Below are 24,594 nucleotides of genomic sequence, written 5' to 3'. Positions count from 1 at the left end.
AGGCCAGGCCCGCGACTAAACACGCCAGGCCCGCACTACCACGCCCCTTTGCTGCGCCCTTCTTCCGCCAGAAACTCCACCAGCGCGGGCAACGACGCATCCATCGGCCGGTTGGCGTGGATGCGCATCACGTAGCCCCACGACCCCGGCATGCGCAGTTGCGGCATCAGCGGCACCAGCCGGCCGCTGGCCAGGTCTTCATCGATGAGCGGCGCGCGGCCCAGCGCAATGCCCACGCCCGCCGCGGCTGCCGCCACCACCGTGCTCAGGCCGCTCAGCACCATGGGTTCCTGCCAATCGGAGTCGGCCAGGCCCAGCCGCGGGCTCCACGTGCGCCAATCGGTTTCAGGGCTGTCGATGTGCTTTTCTTCAAGCCAGCGATGGCGCAGGAAGACGCGCGGGTCATTGCGGTCGGCCTCGGCGATCAGTGTGGGGCTGCACACGGGCACGACGGTTTCGGTCATCAACGCAATATCGCCCGGCTCGGCCAGATGCGGCCCGCGCGCGCGCACGTGCAGAAAGGCCAGATCAATGTCCTGGCTTTTCCAGGCCGGGTCCTGGCTGGCGTGCAGGTACACCTGAACGCCGATGTCGGGATGCAATTCAATGAAGCGGCCAATGCGCGGCGCCAGCCACAGCGCGGCCAGCGACGGGTTGGCGGACACGTTCAAGGTATAGCGGCGGCGGCCTCGCGCCGAGGCGCGCACATTGCGGCAGGCGGTATCCAACAGGGTCAAGGCCTGTTGTACGGACGCCAGCAGCTCGGCGCCCGCCGCCGTCGTCTCTGCGCGGCGCACCGTGCCGCCCCGCCGCAACAGCGGCACGCCCAGATCCGCTTCCAGCGCGCGCAACTGATGGCTGACGGCGCTCTTGGTCACGTGCAATTCCGCTGCGGCGCGGCTCAGACTGCCCAGCCGGGCGACGGCTTCAAAGGCGCGCAAGGCGGCCAGTGGTGGCGTGTGGTTGGGCAGATCGGACATCGGTTGAGTTTATCTCAACCCATGATTGAAAAACTATCGCTTTCGCGCGTACGGCGGATCAGTGACCATGCAGGCTCTGGATGGAGCATTGATATGTATTTCGACTCTCGATTGTGGCGGTTGACCGCGGGCTTGCGCGCCGGGATGGCGGGCGGCATCTTCCTGGGCCTGCTGGCGCTGGCGGCGGGCATTGCCCGCTATGTCTTCCTGGGCCAGCTGCTGGCCCGCGTGTTCAACGGCGCGCCGTGGCAAGACTGGATCACGCCCGCGCTATGCGTGGGCGCAATGGTGCTGCTGCGCGCGGGCTTTGACCACTGGCGCACCGTGCAGGCGAATCACACTTCGGCCCAGATTCAGCAGACGCTGCGCGGCAAACTGTATGACCGCATCGTCACGCTAGGCCCCGCCTGGTTCGCCAACCAGCGCACGGGCGGCGTCATGCTGACGGTGGTGGACGGCGTTGAGCAGTTGCAAACGTTCTTCGGCCAGTACCTGCCGCAGGTCGCCATTGCGGCCGCCGCGCCCTTCGCCATCTTTGCGGTCATCGCCTTCTGGGACGTGCCCACGGCGCTCGTCTTCCTGGTGGCGGCGCTGTTCGCCTTGTTCGGCCCGATGGCGGTGCACATGCTGGATCGCCGCGCCAGCCAGGCGCGCACGCAATCGCTGAACGCCTTCGGCGAAGACTTTCTGGACGCCGTGCAAGGCTTGCCCACGCTGAAGTCGTATGGCCAGGGCAAAGCCTGGGGCCGGCGTCTGGCCGCCCGCGCACGCAGCCTGTCGGACAACACGTTCTGGGTGCTGTCGGTTAGCCTGCTGACGCGCGGCATCAGCGACCTGGGTGTGGCGCTGGGCGCCGCGCTGGCGCTGACCCTGGGCGCGTGGCGCGTGGCCGCTGGCGACATGAGCGTTGAAGCGCTGCTGATCGTGCTGATGGCCGGCACTGAAATCTTCCGGCCGTTGCGCGACCTGCGCTCGGTGTTGCACCGAGGCATGCTGGGCCAATCGGCTGCGGTCAGCATCCACGCCCTGATGGATGCGCAGCCGCTGACGCCCGCTCCGGACGCAGGCGCCAATGCGGCCAAGCCCGCCGTATCCGTTATTACGGCTACCGCTGCTGCTTCGGGTGCTTCGGGTGCTTCGGGTGCTTCGTCTAGTCCCGCCGCGGCTGCCCGTCTGGCGCCCACCATTGAATTCGATGACGTGGCGTTCTCATACACGCCCGAGCGCCGCGCCCATCAGGGGCTGGCGTTCAGCATCGCAGCGGGCGAACGCGTCGGCGTCGTTGGCCCGAGTGGCGCGGGCAAGTCCACCATCGTGCGCCTGCTGCTGCGGGAATGCGTGCCGCAATCGGGCATGATCCGCGTGGGCGGACACGATGTGAATACGCTGGACACGCAAACGCTGTTGTCGCAGATGGCGCTGGTCAGCCAGGACATCACGCTGTTTCACGGCACCATTGACGACAACCTGCGCCTGGGCCGCCCCGACGCCACGCACGAGCAGGTGCGCGCCGCGGCGCGCGCGGCCAATATCGACGACTTCATCATGGCGCTGCCCGACGGCTACGCCACCCGCATCGGCGAGCGCGGCCTGCAATTGTCGGGCGGCCAGCGCCAACGCGTGGCGATTGCGCGCGCACTGCTGCGCGATGCGCCGATCCTGATCCTGGACGAAGCGCTATCTTCCGTTGATACCGAAAACGAAGCCCTGATTCAACAGGCGCTGGACCGGTTGATGGCCGGCCGCACGACGCTGATCCTGGCGCATCGGCTGGCCAGCGTGATCGGCGCGGACCGCAGCCTGGTGCTGGACCAGGGCCGGGTCGTCGAAGCCGGCCCGCATGCCGAGCTGATGCAGCAACGCGGCTTGTACTACCGCCTGATGCACGAGCAGGCGGAAGCGCATGAGAACCCCTCGGCAAACGCGGCGCTGACGGCCAACACTGCGGCCAACACTGCGGCCAATACTGCGGCCGACACTGTAGCCAATACTGCGGCCACCGCCGCGCCCGGCGTCGCCCGGACCACTGACTTGAACCCCGCCGCGGACCCCGACACCAAGCAAGGCCCCGTGCTGCGCTCACTGGATGCGGACGCTGAACAGGTCGGCTGGCGCGCGACCCTGGGCACCCTGCTGTCGGTGGTGCGCCCATGGCGCGGCACGCTTATCGCCACCATCTTGCTGGGCGTGGCGCGTGTGGCCGCCTTCATCGGCGTGGGCGTCTTCAGCGCGCTGATCGTGGCGGCCATACGCGATGGCCGCGACATCTCCGGCCTGCTGGTTGGGCTGCTGATCGCCGCGCCGTTGGCCGCCCTGTTCCACTGGCTGGAGTCGTGGCTGGCGCATGCGATGGCCTATCAGTTGCTGGCCGACATGCGGGTCAAGCTCTATGACAAGCTGGAACGTCTGGCGCCTGCCTACCTGCTGCAACGCCGCTCGGGCGACCTGGTCGCCTTGGCCACGCAAGACATCGAGATGGTTGAATACTTCTACGCGCACACCATCGCCCCGGCCATTGTGTCGGTGCTGGTGCCGCTGTCGGTGCTGGGTTTCCTGGGCGTGTACAGCTGGCCCGTGGCGCTGGCGCTGCTGCCTTTCCTGGCCTATGCGCTGGTGTCGCCGGTACGCGGCCGCCGTCACGTCGACGCCTTGGGCGACAAGGCCCGGCAGGCGCTGGGCGAAATGAGCGCGCACACCACCGACACCATCCAGGGCTTGGCCGACCTGACGGCCTTCCAGGCCACCGGCCGCCGGCGCGACCAGTTCCTGAAAGTGGCCGATCAGTACCGCGTGCGCCGCCTGGACATTCTGCGTGATCTCTCCAAGCAAACCGCCTGGTTTGAAATCGCGATGGGGCTGGGCGGCTTGGCGGTGGCCGTCGTCGGCGCGTTGCAAGTGGCGGCCGGCACGCTGTCGGCCAGCATGCTGCCCTTGCTGGTGCTGATTGCGCTGGCCACCTTTCTGCCGGTGTCTGAAATTTCACAGGTCAGCCGTCAACTGGCCGACACCATTGCCGCCACGCGCCGCCTGCATGTGGTGGCCAACGAACCGGAACCCGTCACCGACGGGCCGCTGGCGCCGCCCGTCGCCACGCATGGCTTGTCGTTGGCGTTCGACCATGTCAGCTTCGCCTACCCGGGCAAGCAGGAAGACACCTTGAAGGACCTGAGCTTCAAGGCCCCGGCCGGCGCCACCGTGGCGGTGGTGGGTGCGTCGGGCGCGGGCAAGAGCACCGTCGCCAGCCTGCTGCTGCGTTTCTGGGACCCGCGCCAGGGCGTGGTGAAACTGGATGGCGTGGACGTGCGCCAGTTGCAGCTCGATGGCTTGCGCGAACGGGTGGCGCTGGTCACGCAAGACACCTATCTGTTCAACGACACGCTGGAAGGCAACATCCGGCTGGCCCGCCCCGAGGCCTCGCCCGACGAGCTGGCGCTAGCGCTGGAGCAAGCCGCGTTGACGGACTTCGTGCGCACCCTGCCCGATGGCCTGGCGACCAAAGTGGGCGAACGCGGCATGCAGTTGTCGGGCGGCCAGCGTCAGCGCATCTCGATTGCGCGCGCCTTCCTGAAGAACGCGCCCGTGCTGATTCTGGACGAGGCGACCTCGCATCTGGACACCTTGTCCGAGATGCAAGTGCGCGGCGCACTGGACACGCTGATGCGCCATCGGACCACCTTGGTGATCGCGCACCGGCTGTCCACCATCCGCGACGCCGACCTGATCCTGGTGCTGGAACGCGGCACGCTGGCGGAGGCCGGCACGCACGACCAATTGCTGCGCAAGCAAGGGGCCTATGCGCGCCTGGCCAGCCACCAGGGCGGCTACGCGGTCAGTAGCGCAACGTCTCAACCGACGTAGCGTTGGCGCGCACCTCCGCATCCGTGAACCAGACCCGCTTGTTGCCAAAGCGGTTGTAAAGATCAAACTGGTCACGGGTGTGGACGGAAGGCGTGCCGTCCGGGGCGACGAAGCCGCTTTGCCCCGGCGCCACCACATCCACGGCGTGCACACCCTTGGCATCAAACACCGTCATGTTGTTTTCGGTGCCGCGGTTCTGCGTGGCCGGGTAGCTGAGCACCGCCTTGTCGTCCGCCTGCGGCACGCCCAGGAAGTTCTTGGGCGCAAACACCATCGGCGGCGCGGGAATGCGCCAGGTAGCAGGGTCCTGCCCGTACGTCTTCTGCAACGTGGCCAGGGCGTCGTCCAGGGCGGCCAGCGTGACAGCTTCGGGGCGCTTGCCGTTGAAGAAGTCGTATTGCTGCGGCACGCCCGAATTCTGGCCGGCCAGCGCGTTGAACAACACCTTCACCCCCACCGTCAGGTTGACCGAACCCGTGGCGGGCGCAGCGGGCGTGGGATAGCCGGTGGCGCTGTACCACTTGAAGAAGTCAGCGGGCATCTCGTCGGCAAGCGTGGCTTTCAGCATGGCGCGCAGCCAGGCGTCCATCACGGCGGAGCCGGCGTTGTCATAGAAGCCCGGCTGCTTGTCGCTGGTGCCCATGCCATCCCAGGACGCCAGACCCGCCACCAGGCGCGCACGGGCGTCATCAGCGGGCAGCCCCGCCACGGCGCGTTGCAGGAACGGCAGGAAGTGGCGGCGGTTAACGTCGGCGTAGCTGGTGGTGCGGATCAAGTCCCACATCTGCTGCGGGCTGACCTTGCCGCCGTTGGCCGTCATGGCCTTCATGCGGGTTTCGATTTCGGCGTAGCGGTCAGCCTGTCCCCAGACGATGGCGAACAGGTCGGTGGACGGGTAGCCGCGCATCGGCTGGTTGTTCCAGTTGGCGATGAAGCCCTGGCGCGGGTTGTACACCTGCGGGTTGGTGGCGAACGGCAGCATGCCGTCCCAATCCATCTCGCCGGTGCCAGGCACGGGCAGGCGCGGGTCGTGGCCGGCGCGGCGCTTGGGGTAGAAGCCTGTGTGCGCATAGCCGATGTTGCCGCGGTCGTCCGCGTAGTACCAGTTGATGGTGAGCGCATGGCGCGCGGCCTGCTGCTTCCATTGGTCCCAGTTTTTCGACTGCGCCTTGTGCGTCCAGGCCATCAGCGATTGCAGCTCATAGCCTTCCCACGCGCGCGCCTTGGCGTAGGCCACGTGCTGCTTGTCGTCGAACTTGGTGACGATGCCGTGCACGGTGCGGTAGACGTCCATCAGCACGGGCTCGCCGCCCTTCACCGCGATCAGCTCGGTGCGCTTTTCCATCGTCTTCCATTCGCCATTGTGGAAGTAGCGGGTGCGGTCGGCGGGGTCGAGCTTTTCGGCGTAGATGTCGACGTCGTCGCCAAAGCCCGCGGTAGAACCCCAGGTGACGTGCGCGTTGTGGCCGAACAAAATGCTGGGATAGGCGAACGGCGTGTTGCCCACCACATCAAACCCCGCGCCGTGCAGGCCGATGCCGTAGGTGTAGGCCGGGTTCCACCAGCCGAACTGCGGGCCGTTCAACAGAATGGAGCGCGCGTCCTTGGCGTGGTCGCGCCCGACGATCCACATATTGCTGGTGGTGGGAAAACCGGCAATGCCAGGCTGGCCCGATTCCGCAAACTGCGCCAACAGGCGTGCGGGCGCGTCGGCCGCAGCGTCGTCCAGCACGCCGCGCGTTTGCGGGTCGCGGGCGATACGTTCCAGCATGGGCGGCGTGCCATCGTATCGCGGCAACGCGTAAGACAGCGTGGCCTGCGCCTTCGTCGCGTTCGGCTGATACACGCCCTCTTCTTCCGGCACCGTCGTCGGCGCGCGGCTGTCGGTCATCCAGCGCAGTTGATTGAAGATCTGCATGGCGCGCGCGTCGCCATGCTGGTCTTTCAGGGCGGTCAGCAGCGCCAGGTTATCGATCTCGCTGTTGGCATCCGAAAAGCGGTTGGCCATCGTGCCGACGAACACCATCGCAACGTCGTATGGCGTCCAGTCCGACGGCTGAAACTGCAAGTCATTGAATTCTTTGGGCATCAGGCTGCCCGGCTTGGCGCGCACCTGCGCAATCCAGGCGTTCATGCCCGCAGCGTAGCCGTCAAGAATCTGGCGTTCGGATGCGGGCAGCGCGGCCAATTGGCGCTGGATGCGTTCGGGCGAAAAATTGCCGCGTATGGATTTGTCGAAAGCCACCATTTTTTCGCCCAGCACCTCGGCCACACGGCCCTGCGTGCTGCGGCGCGCCATCTCCATCTGGAACAGGCGGTCCTGCGCCACGGCGTAACCGTAGCCGTAGAAGATGCCGTAGACGGTGTTGGCGTACACATGCGGCATGCCGTAGCCGTCGCGGCGAATCGTGACCTGCCCGCCAGCCGGGCGCGCGGCGGGGGTCTCGGCGCGGGTCTCGGCAAGGGTGTCGGCGGGGGAAGCGGTTGGGGAAGAGGTGGCCGAAGGGCTGGCCGGCGTTTGCGCGTGGGCGGCGAACGCGCCCGTGCAAGCCGCCAGGATGGCGGCCATCAACAAGTGCTGCTTCATGAATCTGTCTCCGAATTTCTTGAAACCGCGCCACGGTGCGAGTCGCCCGGCGCGGGGTGCGGCGTCTCTGTCGGACACCGTCTGCGGGCCATCATACGGAGCCGCAAACTATAATTCCAATGCATTTATTTCATAGCATTGATGCTGTTCAGACATGGACTTCCAGAAACTCAAACACCTGCTCGCGGTGGTCGAACATGGCACGTTTTCCCGCGCGGCGGAAAAAGTGAACCTGTCGCAGCCGGCGCTCAGCCGCAGCATCCAGGCGCTGGAAGCCGAATTGGGCCTGCCGCTCTTGGATCGCGGCACGCGCCAAGTGCGCCTGACACCCTACGGCGCGTGTGTCGCAGAACGCGCCCGGCGCATGCGATTCGAAGAGGCCGAGCTGCAACGTGAACTCAAAACCTTGCACAGCGGCGAATCAGGCACGCTGAATATAGGACTAAGTCCGACGCCCGCCTCCTTGTTGCTATCCCCATTCCTCACGCACATGGCCGCCAACCATCCGCAGGTGCGGGTCGGCGTGGAACTCGGCGCCACCGCCACGTTGCTGGACATGCTGCGCGCCGAACGCATCGACGCCATGGTGTGCGACGCGCGCATGCTCTATGACGCCACCGATATCGACACGCGTCCGCTCGCGCCCCTGCGCGCAGGCATGGTGTGCCGCAAAGGGCATCCGATTCTGGCGCACAAGCGCGTGGGCATTGAACTGATCCGGCAGTACCCGGTGGCCTCCAGCACGCTCAGCCCCGAGGTGTCATTGCGGCTGGCCGAAACGCTCGGGCCGGGCGGCGCGCCCGAAACCATGGTGACCACGCGCTGCGAAAATCTGGACGCGCTGGTGAGCCTTGCCCTGCACACCGACACGCTGCTCTTGGGCGTGATCTGCGTGACGCGGCTCGAGCAGGCCGCGGGCCATCTGGTGGAAGTGCCGATCCCGCCCGACCGCCAGCGCCAAGGCCACTACGTGCTGGCGCGCCTTGCGGGGCGCACGCCGCTCACGGCGCAAGACGCGCTGTATACGTTCACGCAAACGTGCTGGTCGGAATTCGCGTCGGCGCAGATAGGCGACGCCGTCATTCAGTCTTCGTCCGTCTGATTGCCTTGCAAGGCGGGCACGGCTTGATCATTTTTGACTTTTTATTTCTGGCGACACACTCCGACACAATGTAATCTTTCTCAAAATTTCGCATCAATTTGAGGAGGGTTGTCATGGGCTGTACGCATAGCGTGAAGACAGGTTGGTTAACGTCGCCGGCGTCGGCGGTCTTCCTTCTCTATGCGGCCAGTGTCGCCCCTCCCTCTCATGCCCAGACGGTCACCGGTACCGGGGACATTGTGCCTGGGGCGGTCCAATCGCCGAGTTGGACCGTAATAGGAGATCTGATTGTTGGCGATGCCCTCAATGGATCGTTGACCATCACCAATGGGGGTTCCGTAAGCAATGACGGCGCGCTCATTGGAAACCTGAATGGCGCAGTGGGCGCGCTGACGGTGTCGGGCCGCGACGCGGGCGGCACAGCGTCCACCTGGACCAGCCTCAGCTCCGTCGTCATCGGGGTGGAAGATGGCAGTAACGGCACACTGACGATCCTGAACGCAGGCATGGCCCAAAGCGACTCGGGCACCATCGGCAGCAATACCGGCAGCGTCGGGAGCGTTCTCGTTTCTGGACCGGGGTCAACGTGGAATCTCTCGGCGAACAGAGGATTCATCATCGGCGAAAGCGGCCGGGGCACACTGCGGATCGACGACGGCGGCGCCGTGCACAGCGGCCAGGGCATTCTCGGCTGGGTCGCCGGCAGCGATGGCAGCGCTATCGTGTCGGGCCGGACCACAGTGTGGGACCCCTTCAACAATATCTACGTGGGGTTCGAAGGAACGGGCGACCTGCGCGTCCTGGATGGCGCCTCCGTGCGCACCGTCGGATCGTCCGCGCCAGGCGCCGCCGCGTCGATCTACATCGGCAACCAGGCCGGCGGCGTTGGCACGGTGACCGTATCGAGCACGACCGCCGATATCTCGACGCTCACCGCAAGCGATCGTATCGAAATCGGCTCCGCAGGCACGGGAACATTGAACATTTCCAAGGGCGGGCTAGCCGTTGCCAGCAGCGACACATGGCTGACCGTCGGCAGCACCGCGACAGGCACGCTGAACCTCACTGGCGATGCCAGCGGCCGCGGCGTGCTGGAGACCGGTTCGGTCATCAAGGGCGCTGGCAACGCCACCTTCAACCTGGATGGCGGTGTCCTGCGCGCACGGCGTGACAAGGCCAATTTCCTTAACGGCTTCCTGACGCAGGCAATCGGTAGCGAGGGCGCCTCGTTCGACACCAACGGGTACGAGGTGGGCGTGATGACCGCGTTCTCGGGCACCTCCACCCTCAACAAGCTGGGCGCCGGCAGGCTCACCTTGTCGGGTAACAGCGCCGCCTTTACGGGAACCACCGATATTCAGGCCGGCACCTTGCAGGTCGATGGCGTCCTTGGCGGCCCGGTGAACGTTTTGCCGGGAGCACGGCTGACCGGCACGGGACGCGTCGGCGCGACGGTCAACCAGGGCACGATCGCTCCTGGGCCACGTACCGGCTTTGGCACGCTGACGGTCGCCGGTAACTACACGGCGCAGGGCGGCAACCTGGAAATCCGCACCCAGCTTGGCGGCGATAATTCCCCAACCGATAAGTTGGTCGTCACGGGCGACACCGCGGGCGCAACTCCGGTCACCGTGAAGAACATGGGAGGCGCTGGCGGGTTGACCCTGCGAGGCATACAGGTCGTGCAGGTCGATGGGCTCTCGGCGGGCCAGTTCAACTTGGCCAACGGCGACTACGTCATCAATGGGCGTCCCGCGCTGGTGGCCGGCGCCTACGGCTATGTCCTGCAACAGGACTCAGCTGACGGCGGCTGGTATCTGCGGTCATCCATGACCGATCCCGGCACACCTCCTACCGATCCAGGCACACCTCCAACCGGCACACCGCCTGCCGGTGGCGTTTCGCCGGGCGCCGAACCGCCCTTGCTGTATCAGCCCGGTGTGCCGGTCTATGAAGCCTACGCCAACACACTGCTTAACCTGAGCCGGCTGCCCACGCTGCGCCAGCGCGTGGGCAATCGCCTCTACGATTCTGCGGATGCCGGCCGCAACGGTGTATGGAGCCGCGTGGAGGGCACGACAAGCCGGCTAGAGCCGTCCACGTCCACTACGGGCGCACGCCAGGACATCGACACCTGGAAGGCGCAGTTTGGTGTCGACCGTATCCTGGCCGGACAAGAAGAAGGGTCCCGTCTGGTGGGCGGCATCGCCTTTCATTACGGCCAGGCCGACACACACGTGTATTCGTCGTATGGCAACGGCACAATCGACACCACCGCCTATGGCCTGACCCCAACGCTGACCTGGTATGGCAAGAATGGCGTCTACCTCGACACCCAGGCCCAAGCAACCTGGTTCGACAGCGACCTGAATTCCCGGCTGGCCGGCAAATTGAAGGGCGGCAGCCAGGCCAACAGTTTCGGGCTAGGTATCGAAGCGGGCAAAGCGCTCGGATTGAGCGAGCGGCTGGCCCTGATCCCGCAAGCGCAGCTCACCTACGTATCCACCCGCTTCGACAGCTTCAATGACAAATTCGGCGCGCACGTGGAAAGCAACAAGGGCGACAGCCTGCTGGCCCGCATCGGTGTCGCGCTGGACTACAAAAATAATTGGCAAACGGGTGGCGTGAATCGGGAATCGAGCGTCTACGGCGTCGCCAATGTGAAACATGAATTCCTGGACGGAACCCGTGTGCGCGTGGCCGGCGTACCCGCGTCCAGCCGCATGGCGCGTACGTGGGGCAGCGTTGGGCTGGGCACAAATTACGGTTGGAGCGATCGCTATGCACTCTACGCCCAGGTCGACGCCGACGCGGATTTCTCCGGCAGCTACATCGTCACCGCGACCGCGGGCTTCAGAATGACGTTTTAGATCTGCGTAGAGGGCGGACGGCGCGTTTGGTCGTGGGATACTGCCTCCATGGAGCCTTTGCGGCAGCAGCCGCGCAGTTGGTGACAGCCAGCCATGCGCGGCAATTTTTCGATCAGTTCAAAAACGTGTCGTACCGGCGTGAAAGCCAGCCCTAACCCTGTACTCGTTCCTGCGTAGCGCTGGCGATCGTCCGCACTTCACGCATGAATGCCTGCGCCGATGCGCCCAACTCCCGGTCCGCGCGCCGCAACACCCCGATAGGCTCTTCCGTCCCCTGCGTTGCGATGGGCAGTACGGTTAACGTGCCTGAGCTCGCCAAGCGCTTGACGGCCGACGTCGGTGCCGCCCACACGGTGTCCGTCGTTTGCGTCACCAAGCTGCCCAGATAGGCGTCCGCAGTTTCCAGGCAACCTGATGGCAGGCCCAAGCCATGACGCGCGAGCAGGCTCTCCAGACTGTGTCGGGGGATGGAGCCTTGCGCCGGCACGGCCAGCGGCCAATGCAGTATGTCCGCAAGACCGCCGATGAGGCCGTCGGCTGCGAGCGGATGGCCAGCGCGAACGGCGAATAGCAGCGGTTCGGGCCCCAGCGATTCGAACCACAAGCCCTCCATTGAGACGGGGTCATCCATGCGGCCCAGCACCAGGTCGAAGACATCGGCTTTCAAGCTGTCGATCAACATGCGGTTCATGTCTGCCCGAACGATAAGGTCAATGTCCGGGTGACGTAGCCGGAATCCGGTGACGGCGTCGAGCAGCAAGGCGGGAACGATGCTGGGCAAGGCACCGATGCGTACAGTCTCGGCAGGCCGAGGCCTACGCGCCTCCAGGCTCTCCGCCGCCGCATCCAGTCCTTCCAGTACGCCCAGGGCGTGCCGCAAAAAGCGCATGCCTTCGGCAGTGAGCGCGGTTCCGGCGCGCTGCCGCGTCAGTAGGCGGCGGCCCACCATGGCCTCCAGCTCTGTCAGCGTCTTGGACACCGCGGGTGGCGTCAATCCCAATTGCCCCCCTGCCCTTCCCAGGTGGCCGGTTCGCGCCACCACGACGAAACATTCAAGATGGCGCAGCCGCACGCGGGATCGGAAGTGGCCATCTACGCTCGGCGCAACAGCAGCGCGGGCATTTTTCATAATTAAATTTCATGCAAAAAACGCAAAAACTCAATTTACATGAATATTTTCTCACTCCATAGTCTCGGAAAACTGTATCGACCATAACCAAGCCGGAGACCCGCGAGATGACGCGTCTTGCCCAGTACCGCCGTCCCTATTGGGACACTCAACCCGAATACCGCTTCGATCCCTATGGGTCCACCCAGTTCCGGACGCCGAAACAGGCGCTGGTCCTCCTGCCGCAGACCTTGTCGGAAGTGACAGGACCGGGGTTGGACACCTCCTTCGTGAAACGAGATGATAACGACCTGACGGCAGGCCACGGCGGCGAACCGATTGGCGAACGCATCGTCGTCAGCGGCCGAGTGCTGGATGAGAATGGCCGGCCAGTTCCCCATGCGTTGATCGAGATATGGCAGGCCAATGCCGCCGGTCGCTATCTCCATGAACGCGATCAACACAATGCGCCGCTGGACCCGAATTTCTCGGGAGTGGGCCGCGTTGTCACGGACGACCGCGGTCACTATCAATTCAAAACCATCAAGCCGGGCGCCTATCCATGGCGCAATCACTACAACGGCTGGCGTCCGCAACACATCCACTTTTCGCTCTTTGGCCGCGCCTACGCGACACGCCTGGTGACGCAGATGTATTTCCCTGGCGATCCCCTCCTCGCGTTCGACCCGATCTTTAACTGTGTGCCGGATGCCAAGGCGCGCGAACGCCTGATCGCCACATTCGACTGGGAGACCACTCAGCCCGAGTACGCACTCGGCTACCGATTCGACATAGTGTTGCGCGGCCGCGATGCCACGCCGATGGAGTGACCACATGCTTTATGCCACCGCATCCCAAACAGTGGGACCTTACCTGCATATCGGCCTTGCGGACCGCTACTGCGAAGACCTCACGCTTTCAGCTCCCACCCTGCAAGACCGCCTCATTGTCATCAAAGGCCGAGTTCTCGATGGCCTGGGAGCGCCAGTGCCTGACGGCATGGTGGAAATCTGGCAGGCAAATCCCCACGGACGTTACGACCACCCCGAAGACACGCGCGACGCGTTGCCGCTCATCGAGGGCTTCACCGGCTTTGGCCGAGTCCCGACCGGCCCGGACGGCTCGTTCCGCTTCGTCACCGTAAAGCCTGGCTCGGTTCCCGACTTGAATGGCGTGCCGCAGGCGCCGCACATCCTGGTGTCGGTGTTCACCCGCGGGCTGCTTAAGCATGTCGCCACCCGCATGTACTTCCCCGATGAAGCGGCAGCAAACGCCAGCGACGACGTATTGCGCCAGGTCCCGCCGGCGCGTCGGAACACGCTGATCGCCCGAGCAGATGAAGATCGCGAACTGCACTGGGACATCGTGTTGCAGGGCGATAACGAGACCGTTTTCTTTGACATCTGACGGGTTAGCGAAGGAAGGCGATTTATGCAGCACAGCATAGGCTTCGGCCTCACAACGGCCATGTTTGGCAGCCCCGAAATGCTGGAGATATTTTCTCCTACGGGGTTCGTCCGCCGAATGCTCGATGTGGAAGCCGCGCTCGCGCGCGCCGAAGCACGGTGCGGTGTAATTCCCGCCGACGCGGCGGCTCGGATCTCGGCGGTGTGCGCGGGAAGCGTCGACGGCGGGGACGCCTCGCGCAGCAACGCGTCTTGCGTCATCGATCTGGAAACGCTCGCCCAAGGCGCGGTCGAAGCAGGCAATCTGGCGATTCCGTTCGTCCGGCAGCTTACTGCCGCCGTGGCCAAGCGAGACGAGGAGGCGGCCCGATACGTGCATTGGGGGGCTACCAGCCAAGACATCCTCGACACGGCGCTGGTGCTGCAATTGGTCGACGCGCTCCAGGTACACGACGCGCAGCTGATGCGATTGGCGAATGACTGCGCCGCGTTGGCGCGGCGGCACCGCGACACCGTCATGGTGGGCCGCACATGGCAGCAGCATGCCCTGCCCATCACGTTCGGCCTGAAGGCAGCCGGGTGGCTCGACGCTTTGCGCCGCGATCTGGCCCGCCTCGACACCACCCGCCGAGAAGTGAGCGTCCTGCAGTTCGGCGGCGCGGTAGGAACGCTGGCCAGCTTGGGCCCCCAGGCGTCAGATGTCGCGGCTCGCCTGGCGGAGGAACTTTCCCTGGCATCCGCGCCCCTCCCCTGGCACGCGCATCGCGACCGCATCGTCGAGGTCGCCAGTACATTGGGGATGCTATGTGGCAACCTGGGGAAAATGGCGCGTGACATCTCGCTGATGATGCAGACCGAAGTCGCGGAGCTCGCCGAGCCGGCGGCACCCGGCCGAGGCGGTTCCAGCACCATGCCTCACAAGCGCAACCCGGTAGGGTGCGCCGCGGTGCTCACTATTGCCGCGCGGGTTCCCGCCCTGGTATCAACCATGTTTGCGTCGATGACCCAAGAACACGAACGGGCATTGGGTGGGTGGCAGGCGGAATGGGACACCCTGCCTGAGATTGTCATCTTGACTGGCGGTGCGCTGCGGCAGATGGGCGAGGTCATCGCAGGGCTGCAGGTGGACACGGCGCGAATGCGCAAGAACCTGGACATGACGGGCGGACTGATATTGGGCGAAGCCTACATGCTTGCGCTGGGTGGCCGGCTTGGCCGACTGCCCGCCCATCACCTCGTGGAGCGCGCGTCACGCAAGGCTGTTTGCGATGGCGTGCCACTGCGAGAGGCCTTGGAATCATGCTTGGCAGCGGATCCGGCCCTAACCGGCCTGCTGGACGCCGAGACGCTGAATCAGCTCGCCGACCCCGCCCGCTACACCGGTCAGGCGGGCCGCTTCGTAGAAGTCGCGCTGCAAGAGTGGCAAGCAGCGTGCGCCGTCAGAACCCGATAGAACTTCGCATTCAAGGAGACCGACTTGCATGTCGCCGAGAACGATATTCAACGCTATAACGCCGGCCTGAAAGTCCGGCGGGAAGTGCTCGGCACGTCACACGTGGACGGAGCGTTCCACTTGGCGGAGGAGGTGTTTCAATGAAAGGCAGCGCCTCCTTCACTGATCTGCTGGTCGGCGAACGCCACAGGTTGCGGCGTAACCCTCGAGAAGTCTGATCGCACAAACTTTTCTCGCTGCGTACGCGCAGACCGTCGACGAATGCCCCACCACGCTGTCTGTGGTGGGGCATGGCGTTGGTGCCACACCGCGTCATATCTTGACGGAAGAAAGTTTCAAGGCTCCAGCAACGCGCCATCTTCACGCAAGGCTTCTTGCAGCTGCCTGGCATTGATATCCTGAAAGGCGGCTGCTCCTCCGCGCCGCCGTCTACGTAGTTCCAAACCATCTTGGGCAGTTTCTTGGATGCCGCCTTCCGATAGTCTTCCACCGTCACGAATGGATCGGGCGCCTTCCCACGCACGTCAAAGCCAAACAAATTCAAAACAGCCCCTAGTTATCGGACATCGTTTAGGTCGAAACAGTTGTCGCATGTTCGCCAACGGCTTGCATCAAGACCGATGCAATGACACCGCGGATTGCAACGGGGTGAATTGGAGCCAGTGTCAAGATTTTGATCGTTTTTCAAATGCCCCAGACCTCCATTTCCCCCGTCGATTCCCGCTGTCAGATCGCGATCACTGCATCGTGATATTCCGATCTTTGATGAGCTGCGCCCAGCGGGCACCCTCATCTTGGATCATTTTCGCGAGTTCTGCGGGATGGTTGGTTATCACGCCATATCCACGTTCCTGAAGCTTCTTCACAAGATCTTCGTTCTTCAGGGCCTTATCCAATTCGGCTCGTAGGCGTTCAATGATGGCGGGTGGAGTTCCTGGCGGAGCGACAAAGGCGGACCAGCTTGCCAATGTGAGCTGAGGCATCCCCTCCGCGGTTACTGTCGGAACATCCGGTAGCAAGGGGGCTCGAGAGTCACCTGTGACGGCAAGTGCGCGAAGTTTGCCGGTTTGAATGTACGGAAGAACAGTCGCAGGCGCTTCGAAGAAAATATCGACCCTTCCCGCGATTAAGTCGTTTAGCGCCGGAGCCCCGCCTTTGTATGGCACGTGTGTCACGGCGATGCCTGCCTCCCGATTGAACAATTCACCCATCAGGTGCGGCGTCGTCCCGTAACCCGGTGTCGCAAAGGTAAGCGCTTGCGGAGCGGCTTTCGCAGCGGCAACCACGTCTTTGAGCGTCTGGTAGGGCGATTGGCTGTTGACGACCAGCACTAACGGAAACTGGCTCACCGTGCTGATAGGCGCGAATGAATCCGGCTTCACGGGAGTGTCCTTCTGCAAGTAGGGCACGATCGTCAACGTGCTGGCGTTCGGCATCAGCAACGTATAGCCGTCTGGATCGGCGCGTAACACTCTGGCCGCCGCGATCATGCCCCCTGCCCCTGCGACGTTCTCGATGATCACAGGCTGTCCTAGCCCGCTTTGCAGTCGCTCGGCGATAAGTCTTGCCACGATGTCCGACTGGCCTCCCGCCGAAAACGGCACGACCAATTTGATCGGCATGGAGGGGTAGGAATCAGCCGCGGTAGCGCTGGCCCAGGGGGCAATCAGTCCGAATGTAAGGGCGCACGCGCCCAGGAATTTATGCAGCATGGCTTGTCTCGTAATTTGTTTTGTTAGAGGGAGAAGTGACGTCTTGGGCCTAGTAGCCCGTGAGCCGGTCTACTTCATTGAGAAGCGGATCGCCCTTAGCAAGACGTTGGAGATTCTCAATGAACTGCTCGACCACCGGACCGACAGACGGTTGCGCTGCGATGTGCGGGGTGACCAGGATTTTTTCGTGCCGCCACAACGGGCTGTCAGCCGGCAGCGGCTCGGTCGCAAACACATCCAGCGCCGCTCCGCTCAAATGCCCCTCGTTCACCAGAGCCAGAAGGTCGTCTTCAACCAGGATTCCGCCGCGCGCCACGTTAATGACAAAGCTGCCTTTGGGAAGCTTGGCAAGCTGCGTTCGATTTAGCAGGCCGGCGGTTTGCGGCGTGCCTGGCAACAGGCATACCAGGAAGTCGGATTGCGCCAGAAACGCATCCATGGCCTGTTCGCCGACGAAAACCGGCACGCGGGAGTCCCGGGAATCCGAGCGAGTCCAGCCAATGACTTTGAAGCCAAGCGCGGCAACCACGTCAGCGACGATGGCGCCAATTGAGCCCAGGCCCATGATCCCGACAGTGATCTGCCGTGCATCGGGAACCGGCAAGCGTTTCCATACACCTGCTGCGTGCTGTTGCTCCATTTTCGGCAGCATGCGGAACTGCCGCAGAATTTGTAGAGAGACGAACTGGGCCATGCTCAGGCCTAGCCCGGGTTCCACGGCGCGCGTGACCCTGACGTGAGCCGGCAGATCCGGGGCTGAGAGGATTCCATCCGCGCCTGCGCCTACGGAGGCAGCAAGCTGAAGGTTGGGAAGACGCGGGGCAATGCCTTGCGGGAGCTTGAACGCGAAAAGCGCAGTGACATCGGCATCCGTGTCCGCGCTTAGCTCGGTCACGATCTCAAGATCGGGTGCGCGCGCACGCAAGGCTTCGTACCGGGCCGTGACGAAATCGGAGGTAAGAAGCATCAGGACTTTCGGAGGCCGCGGGGTTGGCTTGCTCATCCTTGAGTCCTTTGCGCACGGAAGCGAGGGTTGTGCTGGCGCGCCTGACGCACCAGCAACTTCCACCGCAAATCGACCACGTCGGGTCTTTGCAGGAACGCCTTGGTCTGGCGGATTTCGGCCGCAGGAAGGAGCTTGGGCGTCCCTACCGCCATGGCGCCGAGTTGCACACGCGCGGCAAACTCCAGCACGGTGGCGGCAATCGTCGTTTCTGCGATCGATGCGCCAACGACCACTGAACCATGATTGCGAAGCAGAATGGCGCGGTTCGATCCCAGCTGTGAGGCAATGCTCGCGCCCTCCTTTTTATCGAGAACGATTCCGTCGAATTCATCGAACAGCACGATGTCCTCGTAGAAGAGCGCCCCGCTTTGCGTCACAGGCTCCAGATTGCTGCCGACGATTCCAAGCGTCAGAGAGGCCTCGGAATGGGTGTGCAGGATGCAACAGACCTCAGGCCGGGCTTCATAGATCTCTGTGTGGATGTTGAGCGTAGGATTGCAAGGTAGCGTCCCAGTAACGGTGCGCAGGTCAAAGTCCGATTCGATCAGATCATCCGCAGTCGCCTCTTCAAAGCCGTATCCGTAGGGAATGCTCCAGAAGGTGCGAGCCCCAGGCAGGCGCGCGGTCAGATGACCGGAAATCCCGCTGCCTTGCCCGTCCATGGCGAGGATTTGAAAAGCATGCACCAAGTCATGCAGCAGAGTGTCCAAGGGATTCATTTCTTTAGTCATGGGTGTAGTGGTTTTGTGAATTCAAGGAGCTGGCCGAGACGGTTAATGGCCAACGACATCAACGGCGGTCGCGTCGTAGCTGAACAGCCACTCGTAGCGCTCCCGCACGCGGTCTTCGTTCCATTCGCGATCCACGTAGCGGCTTGCCTCAGCCGCGTCCGCAAGGAGCGGATTGTGGAAACGTGCCGCATTCGCCGCAGAGCCAAGCACGATGCGCGACGTGCGATCCATCCGTAGATCCTGATAGCGGGCCAAGCCTGCCATCGGGTCTTCAGCGTGCGCTTCAAGGCAACGCGCAAGGACGATTCCATCCTCCAACGCCATCACGGCGCCTTGCGCCAGGAACGGCAAGGTCGAGTGACAGGCATCGCCAAGAAGGGTCGCGCGGCCCACGGTCCAGTTATCCATCGGCTGGCGGCTCAGCAGGGCCCACTTGAAGGGCTGCTGTATCCCCTTGATCAAGCACTGGACGTCTTCATGCCAGTGCGCAAAATCGCGCAGGCATTCGTCGACGCTTCCGCGTTCAGTCCAGGATTCGACCTGCCAGTCGTCGCGTTCGACGATGCCCACAAAGTTGACGAGTTCTCCGTTGCGCAACGGATAGTGGATGACGTGGGCCCCCGGGCCGATCCAATTCGTGCCGATGCTCGCGCGCAGATGATCAGGCAGCTTGTCGCGCGGCACGAGACCACGCCAGGCCACGCAGCCGGTGAACTGCGCGTCACTTTGGCCGAACATGGCTCGCCTAATCTGCGAATGCACGCCATCGGCGCCGATCAGAATGTCCCCCCGAACGGTGTCGCCGTTCTCCAGCGTCACCGCCACGCCGTCAGCATCCTGGCTGAACCCCACCGCCCTCGCGGCAAGCCGGATGGCATCAGGTTGACGCTCGCGCACGTGGCGCTCCATCAGAGCGTGGAGATCGGCGCGGTACATCAGGTAATAGGGAAAACCGTACTTCTGCACTGACTCAGCGCCAAGGTCGAAGAGCTTCCAAGTTTGGCCGGTACTCCAAAGGCGCACCTGCTTGCCCGAGGCCTCCGTGGCAATACGCCGAAGGTCGTCGCCCAGGCCCAGGTCGGCCAAGCAGCGTGAGCCGTTGGCGCTGACCTGGAACCCGGCCCCGACTTCGCCAAGCTTGGGAGCCTGCTCCAAAACCGTAACTTGGAATCCGCGCCGTATCAGAGCAAGTGCGCAGCAAAGTCCCCCTATGCCGGCGCCGGCGATGATGATCCGTGGGTGATGGGTCGGCATGAATAATTTCCTTCTAGGGCTGAATGCATTGACTTCGAAGTGATTACAACGCGGACCAACAGATTTGATAAGTTAAACTATCAAATCAATTAATAGGGAATGCTTATGAATGTGAGCACACGGCAATTGCAGGCATTCCTTGCCGTTGCCCAGCTTGGCAGCTTCACGCGCGCGGCTGAAAAGCTGTTCGTCACGCAGGCGGGTTTGAGTTTGATGCTCAAGGATTTTGAAACGCAGGTGGGTGGCCGCCTGTTTGACCGCACCACAAGATCCGTCCATCTGACCGCAGTAGGCGAGGCACTTCTGCCTACCGTGCGAAGCATGTTGTTGGATTGGGAGCGGGCAACGTCTAACGTTGGGCGACTTGCCGCCGAGGCCGAACAGCAAGTCACGTTGGCCGCCACGCCACTCATTGCCGCCAGTGTGCTTCCGCAATGGCTGCAAGCGTTTGGCCAAGCGCAGCCAAGCATTCGAGTCCAGGTTGCTGACCTAGACCGCCGACAGATCCTGACGGGCATAGAATCCGGCGAGATTGACCTTGGCCTTGGGGCGTTTTTCAAGCCAGCGGTGGGAATTGAGCGTCAACAATTGGCGACTTTTCCCATGGTTCTTGTCAGCCGCCGTCCGAAGACACCCGCCGGCCGTAAGACAAAGGTTGGGCCAAATGCGCAGTGGTCGGCGCTGGCCGGAGACTGCCTGCTCTCTCTTCCTAACGACAACCCGATCCAGAAGCTCGTTGATGCTCAACTCCGGGCCCTGGACCTGGCGCCCGCACGCAGCGGCGCGCTTCAGAACATTCAAGCCATCATCGCGATGGTGGAAGCCGGACACGGCATGGCGGTCTTGCCAGCCTTCGTGGTGCCGGCCTGCGCCCGTTACGACGTCATGGTGCAGACGCTAATCGAGCCTATGGTTCCCATTGAATTCTTCGTAGTGAGCAAGAAGGGCCGCCAAAAGACCGCCCTGGCTATCAAGCTCATCGACTCCCTTCGAGGGCAATTTCGGACAGTATCGAACTCCGCGGACGCAAGAATGTGATGACATGCGGCGGCAATGTTCGAAGTATTGGTTGATGCCGCCAGCCCTGAGCTGCCCCGTTCGGGCGAACGTCGGGCTACAGGAACCCGATCCATCTGCCCGCTACCAGGCAGCCGGCCCATAGCAGCAGCGAGAATGCGGCCTGGCAGCGCAGCGCCCTGGATGGGCGGCCGCCCTGTAATACTTGCCCCCATGCCCCGCCCCGGCGCACGAGCCAAGCATTGATTGCGCCCGCGCCCAACAAGCCCATCTTCACGACAAATGCCGGATTCTGCAGGTATTCCTGCGCCCGCACGGTGAACAGTATGGCGCCCGTCAGTACGGCCAGCGCAAGGCCAACCGCGGCCGTGCGCGCCAGCACAGGCGCCAAAAGCGCCAAGGAAGCGGGCTTGAGGACGCCGAGCAGCCGCAGGTCTAGCGGAACGATCGAACCGATCAACAGGCCGATGGCGCCGATATGGGCAGCGTTGACCAGAAGATAGAGCGTTGCGGACCGTCGCAGCCACAACGCTGGCGGCAGGGCCGTAAGCTGTTCCATTGCCAGCCGAAGCAGTTCGGGCATGGATAAAGGCCGTGGAATTCAGGGTTTCTTGATGCGGCTGGGATAGATGTCGTAGGTCTTGCCGCCCACCATGATCTGGACGGCCTTCATGCGCTTGTTGCCGGCGTCCTGGTCGCGGTTGCCAATGGCGGTGATGGCATCGCCCGGCTTGGCGGAGTCTTCGACAAATCCCGCTTCCTTCGTCTGGGTGGGATTGCCCAGTTCGACCACCCAGACACCGTCATCGGCTCGCACCCTCAACGTCGGATGGGGAGGCGCGACCTGCACCTGCTCGACCGTGCCTTTCAAGGTCATCTGTTCGGATTCCGCCCATGACCAACCGTGATGCGCCATGGCCGCGGGGGCCACTGCCAACGACGCGGATAGCGCCAGCCCTGTCAACAACGCGCGTTTGGATAGCTTCATGTCGATGCTCCTGGTTTGCGGTTTGGCTGCCGCCATGGCCCGGCATTGCGGCGTGGCGGCCAGTGAAACAAGCATAGCAGCGGGGCCGCGGTTCCCGCCACGGCGGACAGCGGCTATGGGCTATGCCCAACCCCGTTTCAGCTTCACTGCCCCCGTAAACCGTAGGGAGCTGCACGGCGTGAGGCGTGTCACTTCGATAGGCCTTAAGGCGTCCGAAACTCCCCCAAGGTCCCGGCAGCCACCTCTAGGCCATCAGATACTGCGTCAATTTTTCCATCATGGCGTCGCACGCCTCCAGCTGCGACAGCTCGACGTACTCGTCGGCCTTGTGCGCGACTTCGATGCTGCCCGGTCCACAGATCAACACCGATGTCTGCGCCCACAGCTGCTGGAACAAGCCGCCCTCGGTGCCGAAAGCGGCCTTGACGAGGGGCGTGTCCGGCGGCAGCCACGAGGCCAGCAGCGCGACGGCCTCCGAGTCATGCGCCGTGGCAAGGCCGGGATAGGTATTGACGGTCGTCACCTGCGGCGGCTCGGCATCGGGCCGGGCGTCCGCGGCACGCATTTTCGTTCTGGTGAGCGTCAGCACCCGTTCCAGGATCTGGTTGGGGTCGTCCTGCGCGACGTTGCGGATCTCGAAATTGACTTCGCATTCCGCAGGCACGATGTTCAGCGCGGTGCCGCCCTTGATGGTGCCCGCATGCACGGTGGTGTACGGCACGTCATAGCCGGATTCGCGCGGCCCGTGTTCGGCCAGGTCGCGCTGCACGTCGCGCAGCGCGCTGATCAGATCGCTGGCCGTGTGGATGGCATTGACGAAATGCGGCGCCAGCCCGGAGTGGCCCGCCTGGCCGCAGCACAAGGCCCGGTAGGCCGCCTTGCCCTTGTTGCCGGTGCCAATCTTCATCAGCGTGGGCTCACCCACAACGCAGAGCAGCGGGGCCGGTTCCATATGTTCCAGCGCGCGCAGCAGATGGCGCACGCCCACGCAGCCGATTTCCTCATCGAACGACAGCGCCAGATGCAAGGGGCGCGCAAGCGGCTGGCGGGCCGCGCGAATCATCGCCATCACGGCGCAGGCGACGAAGCCCTTCATGTCCGCGCTGCCCCGCCCATAGATGCGCCCATCGCGCAGAGTCGCCTCGAAAGGCGGCGAGGTCCAGGGCTGGCCCGTCACGGGGACCACATCGGTATGGCCCGACAGCAGAATGCCCGGCACATCCTGCGGGCCGACGGACGCGTACAGATTGCTCCGCCCGGCGTCTTGCGGGTCCGCTACCAGCGTGGACGCGATGCCGGCCTGCGCCAGCAGCGCCCGCACACGCTCGATGAGTTCGATGTTCGGCGTCAGCGTGACGGATGGGAACGCGAGCAATTCGCGCAAGAGGTCGGGACTGTTGTCAGGAGTGGGTTTGCTCATGGCATGGGCCTGCAAGTAGGCGGAAGGCGGGCGCTCAGGCGCGCTGTCCGTTCATTTGTTTTTGGGAAGCACCGTCTTGGGAAGCACGTTTTTGGGAAGCGCGTTTTCGGGAAGCCCGGTTTCGGGAAGTACGTAGGGATCAAAGAAGCTGCCTTCGCTCATGCCGGGAATGTATTGATCCGAGATATAGGAGCGGCAGCGCTGCATGAACACCTCGGTCAGGCGCGACGGTTTCATCGGCTTGTAGGTCGTCAGGCCCAGCAGCATGGGGCGGTGTTCACCGACCAGGCGCAGCCGCACCAGCCGCTTGCCGTCCAGCGCTTGTGTGGACTTCGGCCGCACGTTGAACAGGGCATAGCCGATTCCGTTGGCCACCATGGACCGCACCACTTCCTCGGAACGCGAACGCGCCACGATGTTCGGCTCCAGCCCGAACTTCGCGAACAGGGACATGAAGTAGTCGCGGCTCAAGGGCAGGTCCAGCAGCACCATGGGCAGGCGGGCCAGCTCCTCCAGCGTCACCGCGATCTGCTGCGAAAGCGGATGCAGTTCGCTGACCACCACATGCGGGGGCAGGCGCGCCAGCGCCTCGAACGATATCTCGTCGCCCAGCCTCAGGTCATAGCTCAGCGCGACGTCGATCTCCAGCGTATGCAGCTTGTCGATCAACAACTGCTGGTCACCTTCGACCATGTGCAGCTCGACCTTGTCGAAGGCGCGCGCGAATCCGAAGATCACCTCGGGCGCGATCATGGCCGTGAGCGACTGGAAGCAGCCCACGCGCAAGGTGCCCTGGATGGTGTTGCTGGAGACGGACGCGATCTTGTAGAGGCGCGACGCGCGCTCAAGCAGGTCTTCGCATTCGCTCATGACCTGTTGGCCGAGCACCGTCAGGGCCAGGCCCTTGGACGGATGCCGGACGAATAACTGCACGTCCAGCTCGGTTTCGACATGGGCGATGGCGGCCGAAATCGAAGGCGCCGAAATGTGGATCTGGCTGGATGCCGCGGCGATACTGCCATGCTTGGCGGTGGCGACGAAGTACTCCATCTGGCGCAGCGAAATGCGATTGAGCATAGTCCGAAGTGAGAAAACTGGAGCA

Annotated in this window: 18 protein-coding genes; 7 read left to right on the top strand and 11 right to left on the bottom strand. The window is 63.7% G+C overall.

Features of this window, described 5'->3' with window-relative positions:
- Positions 1-35 precede the first annotated feature (35 nt).
- Entirely contained in the window at positions 36-980 is a 945-nt protein-coding gene (locus ACFZAI_RS22050; RefSeq protein ID WP_391568913.1) for a LysR substrate-binding domain-containing protein, read from the bottom strand.
- A 93-nt stretch (positions 981-1,073) separates the two neighbouring features.
- Here ACFZAI_RS22050 and cydC point away from each other — a divergent pair, with 93 nt between their 5' ends.
- Complete coding sequence (gene cydC, locus ACFZAI_RS22045; protein ID WP_391568912.1) at positions 1,074-4,838, top strand: thiol reductant ABC exporter subunit CydC; 3,765 nt, start codon at positions 1,074-1,076, stop codon at positions 4,836-4,838.
- Here the strand turns inward: cydC and ACFZAI_RS22040 are convergent.
- Positions 4,810-7,425 carry a penicillin G acylase gene (locus tag ACFZAI_RS22040; RefSeq protein ID WP_391568911.1) on the bottom strand — a complete coding sequence of 872 codons (2,616 nt, stop codon included), beginning with the start codon at positions 7,423-7,425 and terminating at the stop codon, positions 4,810-4,812. The two genes, cydC and ACFZAI_RS22040, sit on opposite strands and share 29 nt — an antisense overlap.
- A gap of 154 nt (positions 7,426-7,579) precedes the next feature.
- Between ACFZAI_RS22040 and ACFZAI_RS22035 the strand changes: the two genes are divergently transcribed.
- A complete protein-coding gene (locus ACFZAI_RS22035; protein WP_391568910.1) occupies positions 7,580-8,527 on the top strand; it encodes a LysR family transcriptional regulator in 948 nt (315 codons plus the stop codon).
- Positions 8,528-8,640: 113 nt separating this feature from the next.
- Entirely contained in the window at positions 8,641-11,397 is a 2,757-nt protein-coding gene (locus ACFZAI_RS22030) for an autotransporter outer membrane beta-barrel domain-containing protein (RefSeq protein ID WP_391568909.1), read from the top strand.
- A gap of 151 nt (positions 11,398-11,548) precedes the next feature.
- On the opposite strand, the gene ACFZAI_RS22025 is transcribed toward ACFZAI_RS22030, so the two are convergent.
- Entirely contained in the window at positions 11,549-12,526 is a 978-nt protein-coding gene (locus ACFZAI_RS22025) for a LysR substrate-binding domain-containing protein (RefSeq protein WP_391568908.1), read from the bottom strand.
- Positions 12,527-12,633: 107 nt separating this feature from the next.
- Between ACFZAI_RS22025 and pcaH the strand changes: the two genes are divergently transcribed.
- The 3 genes from pcaH to ACFZAI_RS22010 are packed head-to-tail and all read left to right on the top strand — an operon-like array spanning position 12,634 to position 15,364.
- Entirely contained in the window at positions 12,634-13,335 is a 702-nt protein-coding gene (pcaH, locus tag ACFZAI_RS22020; RefSeq protein WP_391568907.1) for a protocatechuate 3,4-dioxygenase subunit beta, read from the top strand.
- Positions 13,336-13,339: 4 nt separating this feature from the next.
- Complete coding sequence (gene pcaG, locus ACFZAI_RS22015; protein WP_391568906.1) at positions 13,340-13,912, top strand: protocatechuate 3,4-dioxygenase subunit alpha; 573 nt, start codon at positions 13,340-13,342, stop codon at positions 13,910-13,912.
- A 24-nt stretch (positions 13,913-13,936) separates the two neighbouring features.
- Positions 13,937-15,364, top strand: coding sequence for a 3-carboxy-cis,cis-muconate cycloisomerase (locus ACFZAI_RS22010; protein WP_391568905.1), 1,428 nt, complete (start codon positions 13,937-13,939; stop codon positions 15,362-15,364).
- A gap of 737 nt (positions 15,365-16,101) precedes the next feature.
- Here ACFZAI_RS22010 and ACFZAI_RS22005 read toward each other — a convergent pair.
- From ACFZAI_RS22005 to ACFZAI_RS21990, 4 genes are read right to left on the bottom strand one after another with little or no spacing between them, the layout of a single operon-like run.
- Positions 16,102-17,076 carry a Bug family tripartite tricarboxylate transporter substrate binding protein gene (locus ACFZAI_RS22005; RefSeq protein WP_391568904.1) on the bottom strand — a complete coding sequence of 325 codons (975 nt, stop codon included), beginning with the start codon at positions 17,074-17,076 and terminating at the stop codon, positions 16,102-16,104.
- A gap of 49 nt (positions 17,077-17,125) precedes the next feature.
- A complete protein-coding gene (locus tag ACFZAI_RS22000; RefSeq protein WP_391568903.1) occupies positions 17,126-18,079 on the bottom strand; it encodes a 2-hydroxyacid dehydrogenase in 954 nt (317 codons plus the stop codon).
- The gene (locus ACFZAI_RS21995) at positions 18,076-18,813 is read right to left on the bottom strand and encodes a class II aldolase/adducin family protein (protein ID WP_391568902.1); all 738 of its coding nucleotides are present in this window, start codon (positions 18,811-18,813) and stop codon (positions 18,076-18,078) included. The genes ACFZAI_RS22000 and ACFZAI_RS21995 overlap by 4 nt, the downstream gene beginning before the upstream one ends.
- A gap of 42 nt (positions 18,814-18,855) precedes the next feature.
- The gene (locus ACFZAI_RS21990) at positions 18,856-20,067 is read right to left on the bottom strand and encodes an FAD-dependent monooxygenase (protein ID WP_391568901.1); all 1,212 of its coding nucleotides are present in this window, start codon (positions 20,065-20,067) and stop codon (positions 18,856-18,858) included.
- A gap of 105 nt (positions 20,068-20,172) precedes the next feature.
- On the opposite strand from ACFZAI_RS21990, the gene ACFZAI_RS21985 reads away from it, so the two are divergent.
- The gene (locus tag ACFZAI_RS21985) at positions 20,173-21,105 is read left to right on the top strand and encodes a LysR family transcriptional regulator (RefSeq protein ID WP_391568900.1); all 933 of its coding nucleotides are present in this window, start codon (positions 20,173-20,175) and stop codon (positions 21,103-21,105) included.
- Positions 21,106-21,181: 76 nt separating this feature from the next.
- Here the strand turns inward: ACFZAI_RS21985 and ACFZAI_RS21980 are convergent, their stop codons facing one another.
- The 4 genes from ACFZAI_RS21980 to ACFZAI_RS21965 form a co-directional block, all read right to left on the bottom strand.
- Positions 21,182-21,667 (bottom strand): DUF6644 family protein, encoded by a 486-nt coding sequence (locus tag ACFZAI_RS21980; RefSeq protein ID WP_391568899.1) that lies wholly within the window; start codon positions 21,665-21,667, stop codon positions 21,182-21,184.
- 18 nt (positions 21,668-21,685) lie between these two features.
- Positions 21,686-22,072, bottom strand: a complete 387-nt coding sequence (locus ACFZAI_RS21975; protein ID WP_391568898.1) for a DUF6152 family protein — start codon at positions 22,070-22,072, stop codon at positions 21,686-21,688.
- A gap of 244 nt (positions 22,073-22,316) precedes the next feature.
- On the bottom strand, positions 22,317-23,492 hold the full coding sequence (gene argE / locus ACFZAI_RS21970; protein ID WP_391568897.1) for an acetylornithine deacetylase: 1,176 nt from the start codon (positions 23,490-23,492) through the stop codon (positions 22,317-22,319).
- A 51-nt stretch (positions 23,493-23,543) separates the two neighbouring features.
- A complete protein-coding gene (locus ACFZAI_RS21965; RefSeq protein WP_391568896.1) occupies positions 23,544-24,569 on the bottom strand; it encodes a LysR substrate-binding domain-containing protein in 1,026 nt (341 codons plus the stop codon).
- Positions 24,570-24,594 lie beyond the last annotated feature (25 nt).

The sequence above is a fragment of the Achromobacter sp. NPDC008082 genome (genome assembly GCF_042957345.1).
In the GTDB taxonomy this organism is placed as follows: domain Bacteria; phylum Pseudomonadota; class Gammaproteobacteria; order Burkholderiales; family Burkholderiaceae_B; genus Achromobacter; species Achromobacter kerstersii_A.
Note: the sequence above shows the minus strand (reverse complement) of the source record. Positions and strands in the feature narration are given on the sequence as shown.